23 protein-coding genes are annotated in these 23,997 nt (G+C 42.4%); 11 read left to right on the top strand and 12 right to left on the bottom strand.

Translation table 11 applies throughout. The features are described 5' to 3' along the window. The first annotated feature begins 68 nt into the window (after nucleotides 1–68). The 3 genes from ZOBGAL_RS06255 to ZOBGAL_RS06245 all read left to right on the top strand — a co-directional run bounded on the left by ZOBGAL_RS06255 (nucleotide 69) and on the right by ZOBGAL_RS06245 (nucleotide 4,193). A complete protein-coding gene (locus ZOBGAL_RS06255; protein WP_013992684.1) occupies nucleotides 69–3,005 on the top strand; it encodes a leucine--tRNA ligase in 2,937 nt (978 codons plus the stop codon). A gap of 27 nt (nucleotides 3,006–3,032) precedes the next feature. Next, nucleotides 3,033–3,287, top strand: coding sequence for a SemiSWEET family sugar transporter (locus tag ZOBGAL_RS06250; RefSeq protein WP_013992683.1), 255 nt, complete (start codon nucleotides 3,033–3,035; stop codon nucleotides 3,285–3,287). A gap of 210 nt (nucleotides 3,288–3,497) precedes the next feature. Continuing rightward, on the top strand, nucleotides 3,498–4,193 hold the full coding sequence (locus tag ZOBGAL_RS06245; protein ID WP_013992682.1) for a zinc metallopeptidase: 696 nt from the start codon (nucleotides 3,498–3,500) through the stop codon (nucleotides 4,191–4,193). 74 nt (nucleotides 4,194–4,267) lie between these two features. On the opposite strand, the gene ZOBGAL_RS06240 is transcribed toward ZOBGAL_RS06245, so the two are convergent. From ZOBGAL_RS06240 to ZOBGAL_RS06225, 4 genes are all read right to left on the bottom strand, one after another. Further along, entirely contained in the window at nucleotides 4,268–4,780 is a 513-nt protein-coding gene (locus tag ZOBGAL_RS06240) for a ferritin (protein WP_013992681.1), read from the bottom strand. Between the two features lie 107 nt (nucleotides 4,781–4,887). Next, nucleotides 4,888–5,214 (bottom strand): hypothetical protein, encoded by a 327-nt coding sequence (locus ZOBGAL_RS06235; RefSeq protein ID WP_046287374.1) that lies wholly within the window; start codon nucleotides 5,212–5,214, stop codon nucleotides 4,888–4,890. Nucleotides 5,215–5,254: 40 nt separating this feature from the next. Next, nucleotides 5,255–5,725 (bottom strand): Lrp/AsnC ligand binding domain-containing protein, encoded by a 471-nt coding sequence (locus ZOBGAL_RS06230; RefSeq protein WP_013992679.1) that lies wholly within the window; start codon nucleotides 5,723–5,725, stop codon nucleotides 5,255–5,257. Between the two features lie 95 nt (nucleotides 5,726–5,820). Beyond that, the gene (locus ZOBGAL_RS06225; RefSeq protein ID WP_013992678.1) at nucleotides 5,821–7,200 is read right to left on the bottom strand and encodes a saccharopine dehydrogenase family protein; all 1,380 of its coding nucleotides are present in this window, start codon (nucleotides 7,198–7,200) and stop codon (nucleotides 5,821–5,823) included. Nucleotides 7,201–7,281: 81 nt separating this feature from the next. Between ZOBGAL_RS06225 and ZOBGAL_RS06220 the strand changes: the two genes are divergently transcribed. After that, entirely contained in the window at nucleotides 7,282–7,668 is a 387-nt protein-coding gene (locus ZOBGAL_RS06220; RefSeq protein WP_013992677.1) for a DUF423 domain-containing protein, read from the top strand. An 85-nt stretch (nucleotides 7,669–7,753) separates the two neighbouring features. Beyond that, the gene (gene pckA / locus ZOBGAL_RS06215) at nucleotides 7,754–9,352 is read left to right on the top strand and encodes a phosphoenolpyruvate carboxykinase (ATP) (protein ID WP_013992676.1); all 1,599 of its coding nucleotides are present in this window, start codon (nucleotides 7,754–7,756) and stop codon (nucleotides 9,350–9,352) included. Between the two features lie 82 nt (nucleotides 9,353–9,434). Here pckA and ZOBGAL_RS06210 read toward each other — a convergent pair whose 3' ends face one another. From ZOBGAL_RS06210 to ZOBGAL_RS06200, 3 genes are read right to left on the bottom strand one after another with little or no spacing between them, the layout of a single operon-like run. After that, nucleotides 9,435–10,181, bottom strand: coding sequence for a uroporphyrinogen-III synthase (locus tag ZOBGAL_RS06210; protein WP_013992675.1), 747 nt, complete (start codon nucleotides 10,179–10,181; stop codon nucleotides 9,435–9,437). 6 nt (nucleotides 10,182–10,187) lie between these two features. Beyond that, complete coding sequence (locus tag ZOBGAL_RS06205; protein WP_013992674.1) at nucleotides 10,188–10,844, bottom strand: DUF4271 domain-containing protein; 657 nt, start codon at nucleotides 10,842–10,844, stop codon at nucleotides 10,188–10,190. Then, the gene (locus ZOBGAL_RS06200) at nucleotides 10,845–12,512 is read right to left on the bottom strand and encodes an ArnT family glycosyltransferase (protein WP_013992673.1); all 1,668 of its coding nucleotides are present in this window, start codon (nucleotides 12,510–12,512) and stop codon (nucleotides 10,845–10,847) included. Between the two features lie 162 nt (nucleotides 12,513–12,674). Between ZOBGAL_RS06200 and ZOBGAL_RS06195 the strand changes: the two genes are divergently transcribed. The 3 genes from ZOBGAL_RS06195 to ZOBGAL_RS06185 are packed head-to-tail and all read left to right on the top strand — an operon-like array spanning nucleotide 12,675 to nucleotide 15,163. Continuing rightward, a complete protein-coding gene (locus ZOBGAL_RS06195; protein WP_013992672.1) occupies nucleotides 12,675–13,403 on the top strand; it encodes a polyprenol monophosphomannose synthase in 729 nt (242 codons plus the stop codon). Nucleotide 13,404: 1 nt separating this feature from the next. Further along, nucleotides 13,405–14,739 (top strand): dihydroorotase, encoded by a 1,335-nt coding sequence (locus tag ZOBGAL_RS06190; protein WP_013992671.1) that lies wholly within the window; start codon nucleotides 13,405–13,407, stop codon nucleotides 14,737–14,739. Nucleotide 14,740: 1 nt separating this feature from the next. Continuing rightward, on the top strand, nucleotides 14,741–15,163 hold the full coding sequence (locus ZOBGAL_RS06185; protein WP_046287373.1) for a DUF4296 domain-containing protein: 423 nt from the start codon (nucleotides 14,741–14,743) through the stop codon (nucleotides 15,161–15,163). Here the strand turns inward: ZOBGAL_RS06185 and ZOBGAL_RS06180 are convergent. Continuing rightward, the gene (locus tag ZOBGAL_RS06180; protein WP_013992669.1) at nucleotides 15,144–16,151 is read right to left on the bottom strand and encodes an NAD-dependent epimerase/dehydratase family protein; all 1,008 of its coding nucleotides are present in this window, start codon (nucleotides 16,149–16,151) and stop codon (nucleotides 15,144–15,146) included. The genes ZOBGAL_RS06185 and ZOBGAL_RS06180 overlap by 20 nt on opposite strands. Before the next feature lie 104 nt (nucleotides 16,152–16,255). Here ZOBGAL_RS06180 and tyrS point away from each other — a divergent pair, with 104 nt between their 5' ends. Both tyrS and ZOBGAL_RS06170 read left to right on the top strand, forming a co-directional pair. Then, on the top strand, nucleotides 16,256–17,551 hold the full coding sequence (gene tyrS / locus ZOBGAL_RS06175; RefSeq protein WP_013992668.1) for a tyrosine--tRNA ligase: 1,296 nt from the start codon (nucleotides 16,256–16,258) through the stop codon (nucleotides 17,549–17,551). Between the two features lie 85 nt (nucleotides 17,552–17,636). Continuing rightward, complete coding sequence (locus ZOBGAL_RS06170; RefSeq protein ID WP_013992667.1) at nucleotides 17,637–18,167, top strand: hypothetical protein; 531 nt, start codon at nucleotides 17,637–17,639, stop codon at nucleotides 18,165–18,167. Here ZOBGAL_RS06170 and ZOBGAL_RS06165 read toward each other — a convergent pair. After that, nucleotides 18,164–19,141 (bottom strand): LuxE/PaaK family acyltransferase, encoded by a 978-nt coding sequence (locus ZOBGAL_RS06165; RefSeq protein ID WP_013992666.1) that lies wholly within the window; start codon nucleotides 19,139–19,141, stop codon nucleotides 18,164–18,166. The genes ZOBGAL_RS06170 and ZOBGAL_RS06165 overlap by 4 nt on opposite strands. A gap of 270 nt (nucleotides 19,142–19,411) precedes the next feature. Here ZOBGAL_RS06165 and ZOBGAL_RS06160 point away from each other — a divergent pair, with 270 nt between their 5' ends. Continuing rightward, nucleotides 19,412–19,843 (top strand): FKBP-type peptidyl-prolyl cis-trans isomerase, encoded by a 432-nt coding sequence (locus ZOBGAL_RS06160; protein WP_013992665.1) that lies wholly within the window; start codon nucleotides 19,412–19,414, stop codon nucleotides 19,841–19,843. Between the two features lie 98 nt (nucleotides 19,844–19,941). On the opposite strand, the gene ZOBGAL_RS06155 is transcribed toward ZOBGAL_RS06160, so the two are convergent. From ZOBGAL_RS06155 to ZOBGAL_RS06145, 3 genes are all read right to left on the bottom strand, one after another. Further along, the gene (locus ZOBGAL_RS06155) at nucleotides 19,942–20,241 is read right to left on the bottom strand and encodes a T9SS type A sorting domain-containing protein (RefSeq protein WP_231854801.1); all 300 of its coding nucleotides are present in this window, start codon (nucleotides 20,239–20,241) and stop codon (nucleotides 19,942–19,944) included. 244 nt (nucleotides 20,242–20,485) lie between these two features. Continuing rightward, nucleotides 20,486–20,794, bottom strand: a complete 309-nt coding sequence (locus tag ZOBGAL_RS06150; RefSeq protein WP_013992663.1) for a T9SS type A sorting domain-containing protein — start codon at nucleotides 20,792–20,794, stop codon at nucleotides 20,486–20,488. A 287-nt stretch (nucleotides 20,795–21,081) separates the two neighbouring features. Further along, the gene (locus tag ZOBGAL_RS06145) at nucleotides 21,082–23,898 is read right to left on the bottom strand and encodes a TonB-dependent receptor (RefSeq protein ID WP_013992662.1); all 2,817 of its coding nucleotides are present in this window, start codon (nucleotides 23,896–23,898) and stop codon (nucleotides 21,082–21,084) included. Nucleotides 23,899–23,997 lie beyond the last annotated feature (99 nt).

The following is a 23,997-nucleotide window of genomic DNA, read 5'->3' as shown; positions in this document are numbered from 1 at the left end:
GGGCGTAAATTTAGGAAAGTAAATTGAATAAACTTATTTTTGCGCCACATTGAAAAGAAAGATATCAGATGCACTACGATTTTAGGAAAATAGAGAAAGATTGGCAAGACTTTTGGGCCAAGAACGAAACCTTCAAGGCCGAGAACAATTCCGATAAACCAAAGTACTATGTGTTGGACATGTTTCCTTACCCTTCGGGTGCCGGATTACATGTGGGGCATCCGCTCGGGTACATCGCCAGTGATATCTATGCACGCTATAAAAGACACAAAGGTTTTAATGTCTTGCACCCGCAAGGCTACGATTCTTTTGGCTTGCCGGCGGAGCAGTATGCCATCCAGACCGGACAGCATCCTGCCATTACTACGGAAGCCAATATAAAAACCTATAGGAGGCAACTGGATCAGTTGGGCTTTTCTTTTGATTGGAGCCGTGAGGTACGTACTTCCGATCCGCAGTATTACAAATGGACGCAGTGGATCTTTATTCAGTTGTTCAATTCGTGGTACAATAAAGCTTCCGATAAGGCGGAAGCTATTGAAGATTTGATTTCCATATTCGAACAAGAGGGGAATGCAAATGTACAGGCGGTTTGTGATGAAGATATAACGCAGTTTTCGGCGGCCGATTGGAAGGCCTTTTCAGCTAAGGAAAAGCAAGAAATTTTATTAAAATACCGCCTGACCTATTTGGCGGAAAGCGAGGTCAACTGGTGTCCCGCCCTAGGTACGGTCTTGGCCAATGACGAAATCGTCAATGGGGTCTCCGAACGCGGGGGGCATCCGGTAGTCCGTAAAAAAATGACCCAGTGGAGCATGCGTATCACAGCCTATGCCCAGCGTTTGCTAGATGGCTTGGATACGGTAGATTGGCCGCAGCCCCTGAAAGATTCACAGATCAACTGGATCGGTAGAAGTGAAGGTGCCGAGGTGGAGTTCGCCTTAAAAGGGTCGGAACATAAGATAGCCGTATTTACGACCCGTCCCGATACTATTTTTGGGGTGAGTTTTATGACCTTGGCCCCAGAGCACGAACTGGTCACCAAGATAACCACGCCCGAACAGAAGGCGGAGGTGGAGGCCTATATAGAAGCTACGGCCAAACGTAGCGAACGGGAACGTATGGCCGATGTAAAGACCATTTCAGGTGCTTTTACCGGAGCCTATGCCGAGCATCCGTTTACCAAAGAGCCGATTCCGGTTTGGATCGGTGACTATGTGTTGGCCGGATATGGTACGGGAGCCGTAATGTCGGTGCCTTGTGGGGATCAAAGGGACTACGATTTTGCGAAGCATTTCAATATTCCTATCCCTAATATTTTTGAAGGGGTCGATATATCAGAGGAAGCCTTTGCCGATAAGGCGACCACCGTTATTGCCAATTCCGACTTTTTGAACGGCTTGGGCTATAAGGAGGCTACTTCAAAGGCTATTGCCGAATTGGAAAAATTGGGTGTGGGAAAAGGTAAGGTCAACTACCGTCTGCGCGATGCCGTTTTTAGCCGTCAGCGCTATTGGGGCGAGCCTTTTCCTGTGTATTATGTAGATGGAATGCCACAGATGATCGCTCCTGAACATTTACCTATAAAATTACCGGAGGTCGATAAATATTTACCTACCGAAACCGGAGAGCCGCCTTTGGGCAATGCTACCGTTTGGGCTTGGGATACAGGGAAAAATGAAGTTGTAGCCAATGATAAGATTGATAATAAAACTGTTTTTCCTCTTGAGTTAAACACTATGCCAGGTTGGGCGGGAAGCTCACAGTACTTTAATAGGTACATGGACCCGCATAACGAGAACGAGATCTTCTCTAAGGAAGCCATAGAATACTGGCAAGATGTGGACTTGTACATTGGGGGAAGCGAGCATGCTACGGGGCATTTGCTATATAGTCGTTTCTGGCAGAAGTTTATGTTCGATCTAGGTTTGGTGCCTAAAGATGAATTTGCTAAAAAGTTGATCAACCAGGGGATGATTACGGGGACGAGTGCTTTTGTGTATGAATTGTTAGGTACTTTGGGCTTGCCAAAGGTTTATTTGTCTTTAAAAGTTAAAAATGATAATAAATTTGAGGTAATAAATAAAGCCTTAAAGGTTGTACATGAAAAATATGGCCCTAATTCGGAGTTTAAGGCTTTGACATTAGGTATTAGGCCAATTAGAGTTGATGTTTCTTTTGTAAACGCTTCAGATGAATTGAATCTAGAGTTATTCAGGAATTGGCGAGAAGAATATGGGGAAGCTGTTTTTATTGGAGAAAATGGGGAGGTGATTGATGGAGATAATGATAAATACATTGTTGGCCGCGAAGTAGAGAAAATGTCCAAGTCCAAATACAACGTGGTCAACCCCGATGCCATTTGTGAGGAGTACGGAGCCGATTCATTGCGTCTGTACGAAATGTTCTTAGGGCCCTTGGAGCAATCCAAGCCATGGAACACTGCGGGTATCACGGGGGTGCACAGTTTCTTGAAAAAACTATGGCGTTTGTACCATTCGGGTCCGGAAGGTGCCTTTGAGGTGTCGGAAGCAGAACCGTCAAAAGACAGTTACAAGACCCTGCACAAGACCATTAAAAAAGTTGAGGGAGATATTGAGAACTTTAGTTTCAATACCTCGGTATCTACCTTTATGATCGCAGTAAACGAATTGAGTTCGCAGAAATGTAACAGCCGTGCGGTATTGGAGCCCTTGGCAATTTTAGTATCGCCCTACGCGCCCCATATTGCCGAGGAGCTTTGGAGCAAGTTGGGCCATGAGGGTTCGATCGCTACGGTATCTTTTCCGAAATTCGAAGAAAAATACCTGGTGGAAAGCAGTAAGGAATACCCGGTTTCCTTTAACGGAAAAATGCGTTTTAAACTTGAGCTCCCGCTAGACTTGAGCAAAGATGAAATTGAGGCGGCGGTAATGGCCCATGAAAAAACGCAACAGCAATTGCAAGGGCGTACGCCTAAAAAAGTGATCGTGGTGCCCGGTAAAATTGTTAACATCGTAGGCTAAGCTATACGGCCATCAACTTGGTATAATATGGACTATATTGAAATTCTCGGGTTGGTGGCCGCTATTTTGACCACGGCCGGCTATGTACCCCAGGTCTACAAAACTTGGGTAGACAAATCTACCAAAGACATTTCGCTTACGACCTATCTGGTGCTATTTGTAGGGGTGGTCCTGTGGCTGGTATACGGTTTGATGATCAGTAGCCTGCCTGTTACCTTGGCCAATGCCGTAACGGCCTGCCTCCTTTTTTTAATGCTGGTTTTAAAGTTCAAGTACAAATAAGCCAAAGACATTTTGGCAGAATCTATCTCGTAAAACCTTGTCAATTTCTTTTGGCGGGGTTTTTGCTTTTGCTAAGGTAACGGATTGCAGAGGGTCTGCCTTCGTCTGGATTATGAAAAGCCGCACTTCGCCTTCACGGGAAGTGAGCCGGTATATGAAATGAAGAGTTTTTGATTATCTTTAAATTTAATTTTAAAAAGGAATATAGTTATGATGGGATATTATATTTTGATAGGAGCCATAGCTTTAGTAAGCTGGTTGGTGAGCAGTAAGCTCAAGAGCAAGTTTAAGTATTATTCCAAAGTGCATTTGAGCAATGGAATGAGCGGTGCCGAAATAGCCGAAAAAATGTTGGCCGACCATGGTATTCGCGATGTTAAGGTTGTTTCTACCGCCGGTATGCTTACCGATCATTACAACCCAAAGAACAAAACGGTAAATCTAAGTGAAGGTGTGTATAACCAAAGAAATGCGGCTTCTGCTGCGGTAGCGGCCCATGAATGCGGACACGCCGTACAACATGCACAGGCGTATGAATGGTTGACCATGCGTTCTAAATTGGTGCCTGTAGTAAGCGTTACCTCAGGAATGTCTATGTGGGTCGTTTTTGGCGGTCTGATGCTAGGTGCTGCCGCAGGTGTCGGTCTTGGGTACTGGATCGCGGTTGCCGGATTGGTTATGATGGGCATGGCCACCCTGTTCAGTTTTATCACCCTACCTGTAGAATACGATGCCAGTAACCGGGCCTTGGCTTGGTTGAAAGCAAAGAACATAGTAACCCCGCAAGAATACAAGGGCTCAGAGGATGCCTTAAAGTGGGCTGCGCGAACCTACTTGGTAGCGGCTATCGGTTCTTTGGCTACCTTGGTCTATTGGGGAATGCAAGTACTTGGAGGAAGGGATTAATTCAAGAAACCATAAGCATATAAAAAAGGCTGTCTAAATATTTAGACAGCCTTTTTCTTGAGTTAGTCTAAGTGTTATGCTGCATTGATACGTTCATCGATCAGTTTTAAGGCGATACCGTCGCGGCCCATCAGTTCAAATAGGTCTAAGATGTCGCGTATTGACTTTTCCTCTTCCAATTGTTCGGTAATGAACCACTGCATGAAGTTTTCAACGCCAAAATCGCTGTTCTTCCTGGCTGTGGCAACTATTCGATTGATCGATTTGCTTACTTCTATTTCTTGGGTCAAGGCCGTTTCGAAAACTTCCTCCAAGGAAGAGAAATCATGGTTGATATTTGTTACTTCGGGTGAAATGGCATTTCCGCCACAATCGTTGACGAACTTGAAAATCTTCATCATATGCTCCCTTTCCTCGGCCGCTTGTTGGTACATAAAGTCCGCGCTGCCCGTATAACCCCGTTGATCGCACCAAGAGGCCATGGCCAAATAAGAGGCAGATGCTTTTCCCTCCATTTGTATTTGGGCGTTAAGCATATCCATGCTTTCCACCTTTATACTCATCTGTTGTCTCGCTATATCTTTCATTGTCTTTTTCTTTATCTGTCTAACGTAAAGTTATCACAAAAGCGTGTACAGAGCTAGTGGGTTAACCAATTTATAACTGGTTTTAGACTGGTTAAAAATAGGAAGGTTTAAATTTTGGAGGTAAGGGAGGGCGTTTGGGCGGCAATACCGAGCACAAAAAATACATCGCTAAGTAAGGCCTTGAGGTCGAGAATTTCCAAGGTGTTCAATACGAAAAGGTGTTCTCTGTTGCAAAGGGTCAGGATCTCTATTCCATGGGGGTTGATTTCCTCGTCAAAGTGATGTTCAATGGTAATGCCCCACACTTTTTGACGCAGCGATAAGAGCTGGCAAAACGATAAACGCACCAACTTCTGACCGAGGTCTATATAAAAACATCTTTCCTTATCCGATTGGAAAAATGAGTAGTATTGTGATGAATGAATGCGTACCATTGAGGACAAAAATAATCCTTATTTAGATTTAATACAAATATTAGATCTGAATTTGTCGATCAATTTGCTGGGCCAAGGAAATAAAGGTTTCCGTACGCGATACCCCTTCTATCTGTTGAATTTCCTTGTTCAGCACGTGCATCAGGTGTTCGTTGTCTTTACAGAGCACTTTTATGAGAATAGACCAATTGCCCGTGGTATAGTGGCATTCCAGTACTTCGGGAATCTTTTCGAGTTGTTTTACGGCAACAGGGTTGCTCATGGCCTTGTCGAGGTATATGCCTATATAGGCCATGGTGGTGTAGCCCATGACCTTGGGGTTGATTATAAATTTTGAACCGGCCAGTAATCCCGATGCCTCTAATTTTCTAAGGCGTTGGTGAATGGCCGCCCCAGATATACCAATGTTTCGGGCAATTTCCAGAATGGGCTTTCTGGCATCTTCCATCAAGTACCTTAGAATCTTTTTGTCGATACCGTCAATTTTTACTTTATCGTTACTTGGTTTCATATCAGGGTTTCAATTTGATGGTAAAAGTAGCTATTATTGTTTGAATTTCATACCGCTAGTAAATGCCGTTTTGGATAAAGCCTAAATGAATATGCTTAATCTTCATTGGACACGGAATCAGGATTATAGCCTAGGTATGGTACTTTGTATTCCTTAAAATGGATCCCATATGATTTAAGTTCTTCTAATATGGGTTGGTACACTTCTTTTTTGATGGGTATTTGTATGCCGGGGGTGCTTATCTTTTTGTTCAGGATGGCCAAGGTGGCGATGGCTACGGGTAGTCCTACCGTCTTGGCCATGGCCGTATGGATTCGGTTCTCGCCAATGACGACCATATTGGCATCGATTTGGTATTTGTGGCCTTGAAGTTCGTAACCTATTTTATGGTACATAACGATCATGTCCTTATCATCGTCGTTGAGGTTCCAGCTCTTTTCCAGTATGTATTGAAGAATCTGGGCCGGGGTGGCATGTTTTAACGGAATGGACTTTTGGTCGTTAAAAAGGTCGAGCTCCAAGAGCTTTTCCCACATAATGTCGTCTTGGTCGATTTTAAGGTAATGCCTAAGTTTTAGTTCTACCGAATCTGTTGGGGAATACGGCAGAAATAGGTTGGTGAACTCGCGGTAAGACATGTCCTCGGAGTTCTCAATGGTATAACTGTCGTCGGTCATGCCCAGTTGTACGAACATGTTCCAGGCTTTTGAAAACCCCACCCGGCGCATCGTACCCCGATAGAGGGTGAGCACATCTTGCAGGCCGTAGGCTTCCCTGTAATTTAAAGAGTTTCGATTGGCGTAGCCTTCAAAACGGCCATAGCCTTCAATGTCGAAAAATTCGGTGCGCCGGAACAGTTTATGGTAGGGAAGATATTTGTAGGTGCCTTCCTGAATAAACTTTGCCGCACCACCTTGACCTGCAAGGACAACGTTTCGCGGATTCCAGGTGAATTTGTAATTCCATAGGTTGTCGTCACTTTCAGGAGCGACCAATCCCCCGCAAAACGACTCAAAAAGCAGTATTTTTCCGCCTTTGTCCCTGATCCTGTCAATGATCTGCATGGCACTCATATGGTCGATACCGGGATCGAGGCCTATTTCATTCATAAATACCAGTCCCCTCTTCTTTACCTCTGCCTCCAAGTCCTTTAGGCTATCGCTTACATAGGAAGCCGTAACCAAGTGCTTGTTCAATGCCAAACAATCGACGGCAACCTTACTGTGCAAGAATGCGGGAAGCATAGAGACCACAATGTCGCTTTCGTCTATGGCTTTCTTTCTTGCGGCTTCGTTCTGTATGTCGAGTTGAATTACCGTACAGTTTTTATGGTCTTTGACGGCTTTGGAAATGGACTCTGGATTGAGGTCGCCAATGGTAAGGTGAAGTTGCTCTTCATTAGATTTTTCGAGAAAATAATCCAGAAGATAGGAGGTAGATTTCCCTGCTCCGATAACAAGTATATTTCGCGACATTTAGTTTTGTACTTTTAATAGGTATAACGAGAGACTAAGGTAGTGATTGTTATATTTATAAAAAAATACATCATATAAGTTATGAACAAAACAATATTTCTAACAGGAATCGTCCTAGGGGCTATGGCTGTCATTTTGGGTGCTTTTGGTGCTCATGGCTTGGAAAAATTAGTAGATGCCGATGCGATTCAAACTTTTGAGACCGGGGTAAGATACCAAATGTACCATGCCTTGCTGTTGTTGGTTTTAGGTAATATGCAAGCATTGCCCGAAGCTAGTAAAAAGTTGGTTTTCTATTTTGTGTTGGTGGGAATTTTTTGTTTTTCTTTCTCTATTTACCTCTTGGCTATGAACAGTCTGACCGATTTTGATTTTAGGGTAATCGGTCTGGTAACCCCATTGGGCGGTACCTTGCTTATTGTAGGTTGGGGCCTATTTGGATATCGGGTATATAAATATTTGTGCTAATAAATTCTCATTTTAAGGCATGTAAAGTTATTATTTTGATAATTTTATACCCGAAAACAAACTCTGAATTAACAATTCACAAAAAATGAGAAAATCTATTTCTTTAAAATCGTACGGTATCACGCACGATAATCTGCATTATCAGCTGTCTCCTTCAGAGCTACATGCCATTGCTCTTGAGAAGAAGATGGGAAAGGAAGCCTCTTCTGGGGCCTTGGCGGTAAATACCGGGGAATTTACCGGTAGGTCACCTAAGGATCGGTTTATCGTAAAAGATAAGATTACCGAAAAAAAAGTATGGTGGGGCGATATCAACCTTCCCTTTGAGCCCTCTAAGTTCGATGCGCTTTATGACAAGGTGATTGCCTATCTGAATGAAAGGGAGTTGTACGTGCGCGATTGTTACGCCTGTGCCGATCCTAATTATCGAATTGATATTAGGGTCATCAATGAGCATCCTTGGGCAAATCAATTTGCCTATAATATGTTCATCAGGCCTACGGAAGAGGAATTGAGAAATTTTGACCCGGAGTGGACGGTGATAAATGCCCCGGGCTTTAGGGCCGATGCCGAAATCGATGGTACGCGACAACACAATTTCGCAATTTTGAACTTCACCCGAAAAATTGTGCTTATCGGGGGTACGGGCTACACTGGCGAAATTAAAAAAGGGATTTTCTCAGCGCTGAACTTTATACTTCCTGTAGAGAAGAAAACCTTGCCGATGCACTGCTCGGCAAATGTGGGTAAAGATGGTGATACGGCTATATTCTTTGGCCTTTCGGGTACTGGAAAAACGACTTTGTCTACCGATGCCTCACGAAAACTTATTGGTGACGATGAGCACGGTTGGAACAATGAGAATGCCGTTTTTAATTTTGAGGGTGGTTGCTATGCCAAGGTCATCAACCTTTCGCAAGAGAACGAACCCGAAATCTTCGGTGCTATCAAAAAAGGCGCCATTTTAGAGAATGTGGTCATGGATGAGGCCGGTAATGTCGATTTTGCCGATACTTCCATAACACAAAACACAAGGGTGAGTTATCCTATCTGCCATATTGAGAACGTGCAACGACCTTCCATGGGTAAGAATCCTAAGAATATATTCTTCCTTACGGCCGATGCCTTTGGTGTATTGCCTCCCATATCGAAATTGACCCCGAGCCAAGCGGCCTATCATTTCATTTCGGGCTATACCGCCAAGGTTGCGGGCACCGAAGCTGGGGTAGTCGAGCCTGTTCCTTCTTTTTCCGCCTGTTTCGGAGCACCGTTTATGCCCTTGCATCCGGCCAAATACGCCGAAATGCTAAGTAGGAAAATGAAAGAAGCCGGGGTGAACGTTTGGCTGGTCAATACAGGGTGGACCGGAGGTCCTTACGGAGTAGGTACGCGTATGAAGCTAAAGTATACCCGGGCTATGATCAATGCCGTGCTCAATGGGGACTTGGGGCTATATACCTATGATGATTACCATATCCATTCGGTGTTTGGTGTTGCACAGCCAAGGGAATGCCCAGGAGTACCTACCAGTGTATTGAGTCCGCGTACGACATGGAACGATGATGAAGCCTATTATACTACGGCCTTTAAGTTGACGAATGCCTTTAGGGAGAACTTTAAGAAGTTTGAAGCCTATGCGAGCGAGGAAATCCGAAGGGGTGGACCGCAGCGCTATGCGTTTTAAATGTCGACCGAAAGACTGGAAATATAGAAAACCCTCTGTTCTTGAACAGGGGGTTTTTTATATGTTTTTGAATCAAGAAGTCTTATTTCTTGTTTACCGTAGTAATGTACTTTTGAAGTGCCATGGTCATAGACGGTGTTTCAGGCGTTGGAGCCTTGATGTCTATGCGTAGGCCGGCTTGGGTAGCGGCATCTATGGTCGAGTTGCCGAATACGGCAATGCGCGTATCGTTTTGCTCAAAATCCGGAAAATTCTGTAGCAAGGATTCAATACCCGAAGGGCTAAAGAATACCAAGATATCATAGTATACATCGCGAAGGTCCGATAAGTCGCTTATCACGGTCTTGTAAAAAATACCACGCTTCCATTCAATGTCCAATCCGTCCAAAATTTCTGGAATGATGGGTTTGAGGGCATCAGATGAAGGTAAAAGGAATTTTTCGCCTTTGTACTTTTTGAACAAAGGAACCAAATCGGCAAAATTTCGCTTGCCGACATAGATTTTACGCTTCCGGTATACTACATATTTTTGTAAATAGTACGCTACGGCTTCCGACTGGCAAAAATACTTCATGGAGTCGGGTACCTTAAAGCGCATTTCTTCGGCAATGCGGAAGAAATGGTCAACGGCGTTGCGGCTGGTCAAGATGATAGCCGTATAGTTTTTCAAATCTATTTTTTGCTGGCGCACATCTTTAGCATCCACACCCTCAACATGAATAAAAGGCCTAAAGTCTACTTTGACTTTTTCCTTGTCAATCAGTTTCGAATACGGTGAGTTTTCCATCTTCGGTTCTGGTTGCGAGACCAAAATCGTTTTTACTTTCATATAAACCTATTGTTTAAGATAACTGCCAATGATAACAAATGGGGAAATTTCGAGAGCGCAAAGGTACAAAATAAAATAGAAAAAGTAGTTGGTGATGAATTTTTGATGATTCCTTAATACTGTAACCCACCCGATTACATTGATTAAGAGGACCAACAATATGGCGATATACACCACGGTTTTCGAGCCCTGCGCAACGTAGGCCAATATAACGTTGGCCAAAAACATGATAATACCACTATAATTTAGGTATGATAATTTTTTAAAAATAAGTTCACCTATGGTCTTTATGGAGCCAAAAATGAAGCCGTTACCTAGCTGTAAGATAATTTTTACGACAATAAACCCAAAAAGACACGCTAAAATAATAGGATATATAAACGGGTAAATGTCTTCGGTGCTTTCCCTTAAAACCTGTCTAGCCAAGAAAATGAACAAGGCAAAGTTGATGACCTGAAAAATGGTAAAAAAGATATGAAACCAGTTCATCAGTTTTTCTTTTTTGCCATACATGAAAATGTACTTGTTGTTGAAGGGCAGTATAATAAAATTCAAGAACCGACTATAGAACAGGCGCTTTGCCAAGACCAAGAATAAGATACTGCCGATAAGTATTATCGTAATCCAGTCGGCTGTTCCCGCGGTGCGTAGTATCGGTTCCATTTATTTGATTTTGGTGTTTTTTCCGTTGATGCCGTAATTCATGCCGTTCTCCATAATACCTATTCTAACGTATTTTGGGTCTTTTAATTTTTTGGGCTCTGGAAATTTAAAGGTGTAGGTGATCGTATCCTTCGCCCCAATGCTCGTTATGTTCGGGTCATTGGGTTTTGGGCTAATGGGCAGGCGGTCAATGACGATCTTGAAATCGGTCATATACGCTACATTAAAGCGCAATTTGCTCAGGTCGATTTCAAAATCGTAGGGATTGTACAGTTGAAAGGTCTGTTCTTTTTCAAGGTTGAAATCGATAGGTCCATCGAGCAAGGTTTTTAGCTTTCTGAACGATTCAAAGTTGTCGATGTATCTGCCGTAGATTTTACTGCCGTTACTTTTTGTGAAAGTAAGGTCGGCATTCGAGGCACGGCCAGAAAGGTAAAGTACTTTTTGGTGCTGCACCTTCGATTCGGAATCGTCTATGGAATATTGGTTTCGGCGATAGCTTTCGTTGTTGAGCGAGTAGGTAGTGTTGCCGGAATAAAAGGCGAACATAGGGGCTTTTCTATAAGAGTTCTCAAAGACCAAGGGCATGTCGCCTACGGCTGCCCGTACATCTTCGGCCAAGGCTATGTTCCCATGGGTTTCATAATAAATGGGCGACATGGGTTCGTATACCAGTCCTACCCTGAGGTATAAGATCAGGGCGATGTTTGTCAGCCCCATTCTATAGATCCATTTTTTCGCCACCTCATTTTCCATCATAAAACGGAATACGATTATGACAAGCGGAATGGATATGACAATGATCCATTGGGTCTGTATTCTTCGGTTAAAGCTTGAGATAAAGAAGAAAATAAGTACCCCGTAAACGAGAAATAATAAGGCCCTTGTAAATTTATCGTTGGCCTTGGTCTTAAAAAGGGCCCAATACACCCATGGAAAGGTGAGGCCGAAGAGCGCCAATAAGTTTACAAAATAGCCGAGGGTGTATTTATTAAAATTATAGGGGTCGTTGGGGCGGTCGAAAAGATGGTAGTTTATGGTAACGAACTCGTTTTCGTAAAGCCAGATGAAATGGGGGGTGTAACATAACAGCGCAATGAATACCGAGAGCCATGCATATTTGTTGAAGACCAGTTTTAGGTTAGACAACAGAATGAAGATGATGACCAGGGCGGCGTGGTATTTACTGTACATCAAGCCTGCCATGGCGATGCCCATAGCAATGCCCCATAATAATCTGGGCTTTTCCAGGAATTTTTTATAGAGGAAGAGCAAGAGTGCCGTAAAGAACAACAATGGGGTGTCGGGCAGTGTAAAAAAACCATAGGCGTTCAAGAGCGTCATCGAGTAGGCGAGTACAAAATAATGCACTACATATTGGTTTTTTTTCGGGTGGTCTATGGTGTTCCACAAAATCAGCAATGTGGCGGTAGACAGTACACAGCTCATAAAACGAACCCCAAGCTCGCCATCAAAGAAAAAGCTGCTGATCTTAATGAGCAGGGCCACTAGGGGCGGGTGGTCAAAATAGCCCCAAGACATCTTTTTTGCAAAATGCCAATAATAGGCCTCATCAAAAATGAGCGGTGTAAAATACGACTGAAGCAGGTTGATCAGAAAACCAATTCCTAGTATAATTAAAAATAATCGGGGTAGTTTAGACTTCATTCTTGGTCGGGATCTCGGGTTTAGGCTTGGCCTGTCACCATTAACAACGCTCAAAATTACAAATTCTGATAGATAGCCAACCTTTAAAAATATCACAATTCGATAGTTGTCATTTTTCGGTGACTTTTAAAATGCTATTTTTGTCAAAACTCAATCGTATCCGTGTCAGATAGTCTAGTTATAATCCCCACCTACAATGAGATAGAGAATATAGAAGCTATAATTCGAGCTGTCTTTGTCCTCAATAAGAAATTTCATGTTTTGATAGTTGATGACAACTCTCCCGATGGGACATCTGCAAAGGTAGAGGAGTTGCAGCAAGAATTTCCGGAACAACTCTTCCTGGAAGTACGTAAAGAGAAATCGGGTTTGGGTACGGCCTACATTCATGGGTTCAAATGGGCCATTGAAAGGAAGTACGATTATATTTTTGAGATGGATGCCGATTTTTCACACAATCCCGAAGACCTGTTAAGGTTGTACAGGGCTTGTGCCAATGGAGCCGATGTGGTGGTAGGTTCCCGATATAAAAAAGGGGTGAACGTGGTCGATTGGCCGCTTCAACGTGTCTTGCTGTCGTATGGGGCCTCGTTTTATGTGAAGATGATTACCGGAATGCGCGTTCACGATCCGACGGCTGGTTTTGTGGTCTATAGGCGTCATGTCTTAGAAAATATCAATTTAGATTCCGTTCGCTTTGTAGGTTATGCTTTTCAGATAGAAATGAAATTCAGGGCCTATCTAAAGAATTATAAGATAGAAGAGGTTTCCATTATTTTTAGGGATAGGGTCAGGGGAAAATCGAAAATGTCGGGATCTATAATAAAAGAGGCCATCTTTGGCGTTTTTATGATGAAAATACGGAGCATGTTTCAAAAATCTAGGTTTTAGTATGGGAAAAATGTTGATAAAGAATGCCAGAATCGTAAACGAAAACTCGATTTTTGAAGGAGACCTTTTGATAAAGGGCGACTTGATAGAGAAGATAGCCGCCAATATCTCAGATGATACTGCCGAAGTAATCGATGTTCAGGGCAGGTACCTTTTGCCGGGGGTAATCGACGACCAGGTGCATTTTAGGGAGCCGGGCCTCACCCATAAGGGCGACATTGCCTCAGAAAGTAGGGCGGCGGTAGCCGGAGGGATTACCACTTATATGGAACAGCCCAATACCACACCTCAGACGACAACCATTGAAAAGCTCGAAGAGAAATTTGAAATGGGCGCCCGGTCTAGCTTTGCCAATTATTCTTTTCTTTTTGGGGGTACCAATGACAACCTGGAAGAGTTAAAGCGATTGGATAAAAATGCCTGCTCGGGAGTGAAACTCTTTTTGGGGTCTTCAACAGGTAATATGCTGGTCGATGACGAGGAGGTTATAGAGAAGATTTTCAAGAACACCGAAATGGTGATTTCCGCCCATTGCGAAGATGAGGGGACTATAAAAAGAAACCTCGCCGAGTATAAGGCGAAGTACGGAGATGACATTCCCGTAAAATACCATCCTAAGATCCGTAGTGTCGAAGCGTGCTACCTTTCGTCTTCGAAAGCCATAGCACTGGCCGAAAAAACCGGGACGAGACTGCATGTATTTCATTTGTCTACCGGAAAGGAAACGGATCTTTTTAGAAACGATATCCCGCTAGAGCAGAAAAAGATAACGGCCGAAGTATGTGTGCACCACCTTTGGTTTTCCGAGGAGGATTATGACACCAAGGGCACCTTGATCAAGTGGAATCCGGCCGTAAAGGCCGCAGAGGATAGAGACCGCTTGTGGAAGGCCTTGCTGGACGACCGTATAGATGTGATCGCTACTGACCACGCCCCACATTTGTTGGGCGAAAAAGATAATGTATATACCAAAGCCCCTTCGGGCGGTCCCTTGGTGCAACATGCGCTTCCCGCCCTGTTGGAAAAGGTTCGGGAAAAGGTGATTTCACTGGAAAAGGTAGTACAGAAAATGAGTCATAACCCGGCCATACTTTTTCAGATTGAGAAACGAGGTTTTATCAGGGAAGGGTATTTTGCCGATTTGGTAGTGGTGGATCTAAATGCGCCTTATCAAGTGACCAAGGAGAACATCGCTTACAAGTGTAAATGGTCGCCTTTTGAAGGCACTACGTTTAAGTCGACCGTTACGCATACCTTTGTAAACGGTCATTTGGCCTATGAAAATGGAAATTTCTCTGCCGAACGCAGGGCAAAGCGACTAACCTTCAATAGATAATATGAGATTTTTAACGATAGCCTTGATGTTTTTGGTTTTGGTCTCGTGCAACGAAACACTTTTAGAGAAGCCGGAAAACCTCATTCCTCAAGAAAAAATGGTTGAGATACTCCAAGACCTGGCTATTGTCAATGCCGCCAAGACGACCAATTTGGAAGTGCTTAGGGAAAACGGCATTGAGCCCATGGACTATATCTTTAAAAAATACGACATTGACAGTCTGCAATTCGTGGAAAGCGACCGTTACTACGCTTCACTTCCCGTAGAGTACGAAAAAATCTATAAAAAGGTAGAGACCAACCTTGAGAAAAAAAGCAAGGAACTGGAAGAGCAAAAAAAACTGAACGACAGTATTCGGGTGGCCAAGGAAAAACTCGAAAGGGAAAAAGCAAAGGCCAAAAAGGCTAAAGACACTCTTCGGTAAACCGCTTACAGCAAAACGATATAGCTTCGTCTAGGGCTTCGAACTCAAAACCAAGGTCGGTCTTGATTTTTTGGTTGTCGTATATTTCCCTATTTTTTAAGGAGCGGATGGAGTTTTTTGTAATCCGGCGCCCATTTTGAAGGAAGAGGTTTTTAAGCCAGTCGAACCACCTTCCGACTTCAAGTTGCCAATATTTTAATGGGGTAGTGGGGGGCTTGATACCCAGTTCAGATGTAATCTTTGTAAGGATTTCTTTAAACGTCAGGTTCTCGGCCACGGCAATATAGCGTTCATTGCTGATTTCGGAACCCATTAACGCCACCATCATTTTAACTACATCGTAAACGGTTATAAAGCCGGTTCCCCCAGGGGGGTAAAAACGATATCCTTTTTGGGCGACGGTAAAAAGGTCGCCACTGCCACTGTTCCAAAAGCCCGGGCCGATAATTACCCCCGGATTTACCATTACTACCGATAGTCCTTCCTGTGAGCCGCGCCAAACCTCCATTTCCGCAGCCTGTTTTGTGAGTCCGTATACATTGGCCTCTCTTGATGTCCACGGGTTTTCTTCGTTGGCCATGGCATTGCCCATGCTTTTGCCGATAGCCCCGATCGTACTGGTGTAGCACAGTTTTTTGATTTTGTGGGCAATACAGAGGTTGACCACATTGGCCGTGCCCTCGGTATTTATTTTTTCGAGGATGTCGAATTTTTTAGGGTCGAAGGAAATAAGGGCAGCGGTATGGTAGACTTGGCTGACCTGGTCAAAGGCGCTTTCAAGGGCGGGAATGTCGGTAATATCGGCCTCGACCCATTCTATTTTATTGAAAAGGGCTTGGGCATCGTCGGTATAATAGCCAAAGACCTTGGCTACGCGCTCAAGATTACTGCCTTTCCTATATATGGCTCGAACGGAATCACCGTTCTGCACCAATTTCAATAAAAGATGTGAGCCTACTAACCCCGTTCCGCCCGTTACCAATACCATGCCTCAAAGTTAGCAAATCGCCGGGAATAATTTCCGCTATTATTCGGGGGTTGGGCGATGATTTACTTTTATATTTGTAGCTCAATTTTCAGAACAGAACGAACATGACTTCAAACTTTGTAGAAGAATTAAAATGGAGAGGCATGTTGCACGATGCGATGCCCGGAACGGAAGAACACCTGATGAATGAAATGCAATCGGCCTATGTAGGTATAGACCCGACCGCAGATTCATTGCACATCGGTCATTTGGTAGGGGTGATGATGCTCCGCCATTTTCAGTTGGCCGGCCATAAGCCTTATGCCCTTATTGGCGGTGCCACGGGCATGATCGGGGATCCTTCCGGAAAATCGGCAGAGCGTAATCTGTTGGATGAAGCTACCCTTCGGCATAATCAAGAAGCCATAAAAGGGCAGTTGTCGCGATTTTTAGATTTTGATGGCGATGCCGAGAATGCCGCCATTTTGGTCAATAATTACGACTGGATGAAAGACTTTACCTTCTTGGATTTTATCAGGGATGTTGGAAAACACATTACCGTAAACTATATGATGGCCAAGGATTCCGTAAAAAAACGACTTTCGGCCGAATCTAAAGAAGGAATGTCCTTTACCGAGTTCACTTATCAGATGGTACAGGGCTACGATTTTCTATACCTCTATCAAAATTATAATTGCACCTTGCAAATGGGAGGTAGTGATCAGTGGGGAAACATTACTACAGGTACTGAGCTGATCCGAAGAATAGGAAATGGAAAAGGCTATGCCTTGACCTGTCCGTTGATTACCAAGGCCGATGGAACCAAGTTCGGTAAGACCGAAGGCGGTAATATTTGGTTGGATGCGGAGCGGACCTCCCCCTATAAGTTTTATCAATATTGGTTGAATACCTCAGATGTCGATGCCGAGAAATACATCAAAATATTTACTTTTCTGAGTAAGGACGAAATAGAGGCATTGATAAAGGAGCATCAAGAAGCCCCACATATGAGGGTCTTGCAGAAGCGCTTGGCAGAAGAGATTACCGTAATGGTGCATTCACAGGAAGATTTGGGGAATGCCCAAAAAGCAAGTAATATCCTTTTTGGAAAGTCGACTTCGGAAGACCTTAAAAACTTGGACGAAAAGACTTTTTTAGATGTTTTTGACGGTGTGCCACAGGCTGAAATTTCGAAGTCTGAGCTCACTCCCGGATTGGATATGATCGGGGCTTTGGCCGATAAGACCGGATTCTTGACTTCCAACAGTGAAGCCCGTAGGGAGCTGAAACAGAATTCCATTTCCGTAAACAAGGAAAAAGTAAAGGCCGATTACCAGATTGGCGAAAACGATCTGATCAATGGCAAATTTGTACTCTTGCAACGAGGCAAAAAGAACTATTTTGTTTTGGTAGTGAACTGATCGGGCGATGTTAATTGCCGGATAATTAGAATAAAAGGGGTTTAAAGGCGTTATCGAACAGTAACGTTTTTAAACCCTTTATTTGATGCGTATTTTTATATTGGTTCTCGCCGTTTTTGTAACGCTCGTTTCTTGTGATAAGTTAGATGAACTCACCAAGTTCGATCTAGAATATAAAAGTCAGGTAACCATTCCTTCTACGGCGGGTGTAGACCTTCCGTTCGACATGTTCACACCGGACATGGAAACCAATTCAGATTCGCAGTTTGAGGTAAACGATACCCGTAAAGACCTTATCGAGGAAATTAAACTGACCCGGTTACAGCTGGTAATCACATCACCTGACGATAGTGATTTTAGTTTTCTTGAGTCCTTGGTCGTTTATATTTCAGCAGAGGGCCTTGATGAGATTAAAATAGCTTCAAAAGAGGTTGTCGATGAAAATGTAGGCGATGTTTTAGATGTAGATGTACTTGATGTAGACTTAAAAGAATATATTAAAAAAGACAAGTTCAACCTTCGTTTAAAAACGGTGACGGATGAATTGATCAGTACGGATCATGAAATTGACGTGAATTCTACTTTCTTTGTAGATGCCAAGATCCTGGGGCTTTAAAGCACCATTAGATTGCATCCCCTTACATCGGAATGATCAAACCTACCGAGCACCTCAAAGCTACCGTTTGTATAGGTTTTGCCTAGGTCTTGCGTTGCGATAAAGGCGCAAGAATCTATATTGGCCAAATCGATGACATTTATGCCTCCCGTTTTTTGATGGCCTTGATAGGTCAATGGATCCTCAGTATCGCGTATTAGTATTTTCATCCAAGGTGGGGTCTCAAAAATACCGTTTCCCTTAGAGTAGCCCTGTGACAGTAGTTCGGTCATTCCGTATTCGGAATGTATGGACTGAACACCGAATCCTTTTTTTAGGATGTGGTGCAATTCTTCGCGGATCAATTCTTTTCTGCGCCCTTTCATCCCTCCAGTTTCCATAACAATGGTATGGTTTAGCCGAAGCGAGTGGCTCTCTGTCATATCGAGAAGGGCAAAAGACACTCCTATCAATAGAACTTTCTGCCCGCTGGCATCTAGGGCGATCAATTTTTCTCGAAGACCATCAAGGTCGTGAAGGTAGAAGCCGCTGTCGGGGTGTTTGCTCTTTTGGATCATGTCGTCTACCATGTAGATGAGCGAAGATCCCTCTCGTTCGAGATAAGAAGGTAGTAGGGCCAATACGCAATAGTCTTCTATGTTTCCATAAAACAGGCTAAAAGCTTTTCGGAAACTCTGCTCGTAAAGGGCGATGCGGTTTACAATATGCGTGCTGGTCTGGCTTCCGGTGGTACCACTACTTGTAAAAATGGCTTCCGGGTGTTTTTTCCCGGAAATGATTTCCTTCGATTTAAAGAAGGAAATGGGGAGGAAGGGAATTTCGCTTATATCCCCGACGTTCTCGGTAGATTTTCCCAAATACGAACAAAATTCACGATACACCTCATTTTGGTCATATTGATGCCTAAAGACTTTGAGGGCCTGTACATCAAATTCACCTTTTGATTCGATATTGAAGATTTGCTTACCGTCCATAATTGAAAATACTTTGGCAAAAGTAGCGATATCCTTTGCCGTATAAAATAAACGATATGGGTAAAAGTGGATAATTTTGTTTACAAAGGCTACTCGCTTAAAACCAACTTCCTTAAATGTTAATTATTTTAACGAATACAGAAAATTATGTTAATGTTTTCTAAATACCTAGGGGGCTGGGGTTAAAGATTTTGTAGCCGTTTTTATACCTGTACCTTTACCGAAATAGTTAAAAAATAGCATTTTGCTGTTTTTTTTTAAAATGATAATATGAGTCAAGTTAAAGAGAACGATAAAGTAAAGGTACATTATACAGGCAAGTTGGCCACTGGAGAGGTTTTTGACAGCTCTGTGGAAAGGGGAGAGCCTATTGAGTTCACCCTAGGTCAAGGCCAGTTGATACCAGGTTTTGAAAAAGGACTTATTGATATGAAGGTCAATGAGAAGAAAACCGTTAATATTCCTAAGGAGGAGGCTTACGGTTTGCCTAGAACCGAGTTGATACAAGAAGTGCCTAAAAGTCAATTGCCTCAAGATATTGAGCCAAAAGTGGGAATGGGACTTGTTTCTCAGACGCAAAGTGGGCAAGAGATCAATTTGGTCGTAACCGATGTAAAGGAAGAGACTATTGTAGTGGATGGGAACCATCCATTGGCCGGTAAAGATTTGGTATTCGATATAGAAGTGATCGAAATCTTGTAAGCCGTACATTATCCCTTAATTTAGGGTAATGCAAAAACATAATACTTGTTTTTTTAATTAGATTGAAGAGCTCCTGAAAGGGAGCTTTTTCTTTGGGATTATTTTATCACCAACTTTCTGTTGCTCGTCTTTTTGTTTTCGGTTACTTGCAAAACGTAGACGCCAGGGACCAAGCCGGATATGTTCAGGTTACTTCTTGATATTTTTTCAGAGAGTACAATTTCCCCGAACACGTCGTAGACCCTTACCTGTTTTAAATGGTTGTCTCTGGTTATGACATTGACAACATCGGTGAAGGCCGGATTGGGGTATATTTTAAAGCCTGGGATTTCTTCGCTTTTCTGATTTTGAAAATCGAAAGCATCTTGGGCGGACGCACCAAGGGTGAATACACACATAAGTATGAAGTAGGTTATACGCATAGATTATTGATTTGGGATCAACGGTCCAAAGGTAGCTAATGAAGGTTGTAGGTCGGCTAAAATGTTGTGAAAATAGACGAACTGTATGGAAAACGGTATAGGGTGGTCCGTTCGTCGTAATTTTGGGACCGTTTATCGAAAGGGGCTCCGTTGGTTTGTCAAACGAAAAAAATAGGGTAATAAGCGCAGGCAAGGCTAATTCGAGTGAAATCGATTGTAATTACTTTACGATCAACTTTCTTGTCGCTACTTTGTTGTTTTGGTAAACGCGTAGGACGTATACGCCGGCATCAAGCTCGGAAAGATTGAGTTCGGTACCGTTAATCTGTGTTTGTAGCACCTGGGTGCCTAACACATCATATATGGCAATCTGCTTGGGCGTACTTTCTGAGGTGCTAATATATACCTTGCCGCTCGTGACGGGGTTGGGATAAAGTTTAAACCCTTTAATATCACCATTACCTTTGGCGTCTTGGCCATAGGAAAAGGAGATACATAAGAAAGTAATTACCAAGTAAAAGTGCTTCATATGATTATGTGAGCAAATAGTATACCACAAATATACGAAATCTTTAGTTTGATCGTTGTTCGATTTTATATTTTGTAGGAATATATGTATGAATGGTGGTGTCCAAAGTATTGCTTATGTATTCTTTTTAAGAAACAGCTTCCTTTTTTTTGGACGAGTATATAGGTTTTATCTTAAAAGGAGCCTATTGGAGCATTCCGAATAATTGACCTTTGGTTTTGCAGGATTTTTGTTGAAAATATAAAACCCCGCATTTGCGGGGTTTTTCATGATATTATGGTAGGGCCTTAAAAAGAAAGGCTATATCCTAAAGAGAATGATACACCCGGATCTCTGTAAGAGTAACGGTTCGTAATTCCTCCGAAAGATTCATAAAGACTTTCACGATCATCACCAAGAATGTTGTTCGCTTTAAAACTTACTTTAGAGCGTTGCTCTTCTCCAAAGGCCTTAGAAATATTAAAATTCAAACTATTGAAAGGTTGCGTATAAACGTCAGCATTTTGACCAAAACCAATAACTTGTAACGTTTTTCCCTGAACGTTAAAAAATGCTCCGGTTTCAAATCCAGTTTCCCTGTTATTATAGTTTAGACCCACATTTACTAAGTAAGGAGATTGCCCTTGAAGCTCTCTCGTTTCTTCAATTGTTTCACCATCTCTAGCAAAAGCAAGTCTAGTTTCATATTCCTGGTTCTCACCTTTTGCCATTTCAATTTTAGAATCAATAACAGAGACATTTAAGTTTATGCTTAAGTTACTAAGTGACTCAGAAATAAATCCAAAATTCTTACGCGCTTCAAGTTCTAATCCAAATATATCGGCAGAAGGGGCATTACGAGGCGTAATCTGATTAGGTGCTACGTTACTGTAAGCAACTATCTCAATAGGATCTTTTAGTTTTTTATAAAAGCTACTGAAAGCCAACATCTGAGCCCTGTCTCCAAAAACCTCATACCTGAAGTCAAAATTGTCAACATAAGTAGGAACCAAATCTAAATTACCAATGAAAAGTGTACCCGTTAAAAGATCTGTAATTTGAACTACCGAAAGTTCTTTAAAACTTGGACGAGCCGTAGTTCTTGAGTATGAAACTCTAAAGTTCATATTTTCCTTAAATCCGTAAATTAAATTTGCAGAAGGAAAGAAATCAAGTTCGTCTATGGTTTTTTCATTATCATAGATTTCACTGCCTGTATTGTTTTGACCTGTAAAATACGTTGTAAACTGCTCAGCTCTTAAGCCTAGTATAGCACGGAATTTCTCCGAAAATTTAAATTCATTGGAAAGATATGCCGCAATGGTATTCTGTTCTGCATCGTAGTTGTTAGCTGGCTGAAAGTTACCGCTAAAATAGGATCCAGAATTATTATCCAAGCTCCATATATTTTCATCTGCCAAAATTAAATCCGGGTCACCGTTTAGGTCCGCTGTTGTAAAATCAAAGAAACGAATTCTATAGTTTTGAATATCATACTCTCTTTGCTTGTAACTGTAAAGGCCACCAAATTTCAACATAGACTTGTTGCCGAACATTTCATAACTCTTAGAAAAATCAATTTTTCCTACAGCATTGGTTTCTTCAAGATTTCTCCAAAGACGTTGAGGAAAGCCAGCATCAGGACTTATAGAGAAACCATTAGGTTCAACAATAAAAGTACTCAACCTTATATCCTTATCATGAACTTTGGCCAAAGTGGGTGACAAACTCCATTCTGTAACAAACGAAGCATCCTCAGACGTATGTTTGCCAGAAAGCAATAAGTTAGTTACCGAACTCTGTGTATATTCAAGGTTATCCTTAACTACCTCAATAGAATTGGAAATTTGTGTTTCTTGATCATAAAGTGCCGCTCTTGACTCTCCATTTTGAATGTGAAGAAAGTTTAAACGGTACTTAGATTTGCCCGTTTTATAAGACAAGCCCGTTAAAATAGATGCCAATATGTTATTAGAACCTATATCCCCTTCTTGCCTTCTGTCAAAACGTAGTTCGTTAACATCACTTTCAGGGTTTTTTTGGTAGATACCGTTTTCAAAGCCCTCGTAGAAAGTAGTGGTGTTTTTATAATCTAAAGATGCAATAAAACCAAGTTTGTTATCGCCTACGTCAAATTGATTTCCGTAACTAAAACCTAGGCTAAAATCGGGTTTCGAATTTTGCCGTTCCGTGGCCATAGTTTTTTCAAAAGAACGTGTAATGCCCTCTAAATTTTCATTCTCCGAAGAAGATGGGCTTGGAATAACCGCCTGTTTAGAAATAGGCAACTCTCTTGTGCCATCATCAAAACCAAGGAAATCGGTTCCACCACCTTCGTAGGATAAATAATTATCTTTAAAGTGCATATTGTTATTATAACCCACAGAAGCAGAAAAAGACATCTGTTTCTGAGCAGGAAAATCTTTGGTAACCACGTTTACCACACCCCCGGTAAAATCTGCAGGTAATTCTGCTGCGGCAGATTTTAAAACGATTACATTTTCTAGAATGTTGGTAGGAAATATATCCATCTGAACTGTGTTTTTATCCGGATCCAAGCCAGGTATATCCATTCCATTTAAAATAGATTTGGTATAACGGTCTCCCAACCCTCTCACAATTACATACTTCCCCTCTTGTACCGATACTCCTGGCACACTTTTAATGGCTGAGGCAATATTACTTGCACCCGTAGTTTTTATAGCCTCCAATGATAACCCATCCATAAGGTTAACTGAATTTTTTTGAAGGTTTAAAACCGAGGCTTCCGTGTTTTTGCTAACCGTAGTGGTAACCACTACCTCATCTAACTGAGCGGAAGCTGGCTGAAGTGTTACATTTACTTCAGTAGCCTTACCAGCTTCAACAACTACATCGGTAATTTCTTTTGATGTGTAACCAATATATGAAAACGAAACTGTGTATGTGCCGGGCTCCACCTCCAAGGCATACACCCCATCAAAATCAGAGGAGCTTCCTATGGTTGTTCCCTTTATCAGGATATTGGCAAATGGGAGGACATCGTTAAACTCACCGTCCATCATTTTCCCTGATATGGTCCCGGTTTGAGCAAAACACCATTGTGCGAAAACAAGGGTAGTTGCAAAGAGTATTTTTTTCAGCATTTTATGTTAATTTATATAGTGCTCAATTATGAACAAAATAGTCCAAAGGCTTAAAATCAAAGCCTTTGGACATTTTTCTTTTTATATTCTTCTAGTGCG

The sequence above is a fragment of the Zobellia galactanivorans genome, from assembly GCF_000973105.1.
In the GTDB taxonomy this organism is placed as follows: Bacteria; Bacteroidota; Bacteroidia; order Flavobacteriales; family Flavobacteriaceae; genus Zobellia; species Zobellia galactanivorans.
This window is presented reverse-complemented; position numbering and strand designations above follow the sequence as displayed.

What these genes read in the sequence shown, in the direction of transcription:
- ZOBGAL_RS06160 (WP_013992665.1), top strand. Translation starts at nt 19,412, where the DNA reads ATGAGTCAAGTTAAAGAGAACGATAAAGTAAAGGTACATTATACAGGC.
- ZOBGAL_RS06235 (WP_046287374.1), bottom strand. Translation starts at nt 5,214, where the DNA reads ATGGTACGCATTCATTCATCACAATACTACTCATTTTTCCAATCGGAT.
- ZOBGAL_RS06230 (WP_013992679.1), bottom strand. Translation starts at nt 5,725, where the DNA reads ATGAAACCAAGTAACGATAAAGTAAAAATTGACGGTATCGACAAAAAG.
- ZOBGAL_RS06205 (WP_013992674.1), bottom strand. Translation starts at nt 10,844, where the DNA reads ATGGAACCGATACTACGCACCGCGGGAACAGCCGACTGGATTACGATA.
- tyrS (WP_013992668.1), top strand. Translation starts at nt 16,256, where the DNA reads ATGACTTCAAACTTTGTAGAAGAATTAAAATGGAGAGGCATGTTGCAC.
- ZOBGAL_RS06155 (WP_231854801.1), bottom strand. Translation starts at nt 20,241, where the DNA reads ATGTGTGTATTCACCCTTGGTGCGTCCGCCCAAGATGCTTTCGATTTT.
- ZOBGAL_RS06255 (WP_013992684.1), top strand. Translation starts at nt 69, where the DNA reads ATGCACTACGATTTTAGGAAAATAGAGAAAGATTGGCAAGACTTTTGG.
- ZOBGAL_RS06245 (WP_013992682.1), top strand. Translation starts at nt 3,498, where the DNA reads ATGATGGGATATTATATTTTGATAGGAGCCATAGCTTTAGTAAGCTGG.
- ZOBGAL_RS06220 (WP_013992677.1), top strand. Translation starts at nt 7,282, where the DNA reads ATGAACAAAACAATATTTCTAACAGGAATCGTCCTAGGGGCTATGGCT.
- ZOBGAL_RS06185 (WP_046287373.1), top strand. Translation starts at nt 14,741, where the DNA reads ATGAGATTTTTAACGATAGCCTTGATGTTTTTGGTTTTGGTCTCGTGC.
- ZOBGAL_RS06145 (WP_013992662.1), bottom strand. Translation starts at nt 23,898, where the DNA reads ATGCTGAAAAAAATACTCTTTGCAACTACCCTTGTTTTCGCACAATGG.
- ZOBGAL_RS06250 (WP_013992683.1), top strand. Translation starts at nt 3,033, where the DNA reads ATGGACTATATTGAAATTCTCGGGTTGGTGGCCGCTATTTTGACCACG.
- ZOBGAL_RS06200 (WP_013992673.1), bottom strand. Translation starts at nt 12,512, where the DNA reads ATGAAGTCTAAACTACCCCGATTATTTTTAATTATACTAGGAATTGGT.
- ZOBGAL_RS06210 (WP_013992675.1), bottom strand. Translation starts at nt 10,181, where the DNA reads ATGAAAGTAAAAACGATTTTGGTCTCGCAACCAGAACCGAAGATGGAA.
- pckA (WP_013992676.1), top strand. Translation starts at nt 7,754, where the DNA reads ATGAGAAAATCTATTTCTTTAAAATCGTACGGTATCACGCACGATAAT.
- ZOBGAL_RS06170 (WP_013992667.1), top strand. Translation starts at nt 17,637, where the DNA reads ATGCGTATTTTTATATTGGTTCTCGCCGTTTTTGTAACGCTCGTTTCT.
- ZOBGAL_RS06225 (WP_013992678.1), bottom strand. Translation starts at nt 7,200, where the DNA reads ATGTCGCGAAATATACTTGTTATCGGAGCAGGGAAATCTACCTCCTAT.
- ZOBGAL_RS06180 (WP_013992669.1), bottom strand. Translation starts at nt 16,151, where the DNA reads ATGGTATTGGTAACGGGCGGAACGGGGTTAGTAGGCTCACATCTTTTA.
- ZOBGAL_RS06190 (WP_013992671.1), top strand. Translation starts at nt 13,405, where the DNA reads ATGGGAAAAATGTTGATAAAGAATGCCAGAATCGTAAACGAAAACTCG.
- ZOBGAL_RS06240 (WP_013992681.1), bottom strand. Translation starts at nt 4,780, where the DNA reads ATGAAAGATATAGCGAGACAACAGATGAGTATAAAGGTGGAAAGCATG.
- ZOBGAL_RS06150 (WP_013992663.1), bottom strand. Translation starts at nt 20,794, where the DNA reads ATGAAGCACTTTTACTTGGTAATTACTTTCTTATGTATCTCCTTTTCC.
- ZOBGAL_RS06165 (WP_013992666.1), bottom strand. Translation starts at nt 19,141, where the DNA reads ATGGACGGTAAGCAAATCTTCAATATCGAATCAAAAGGTGAATTTGAT.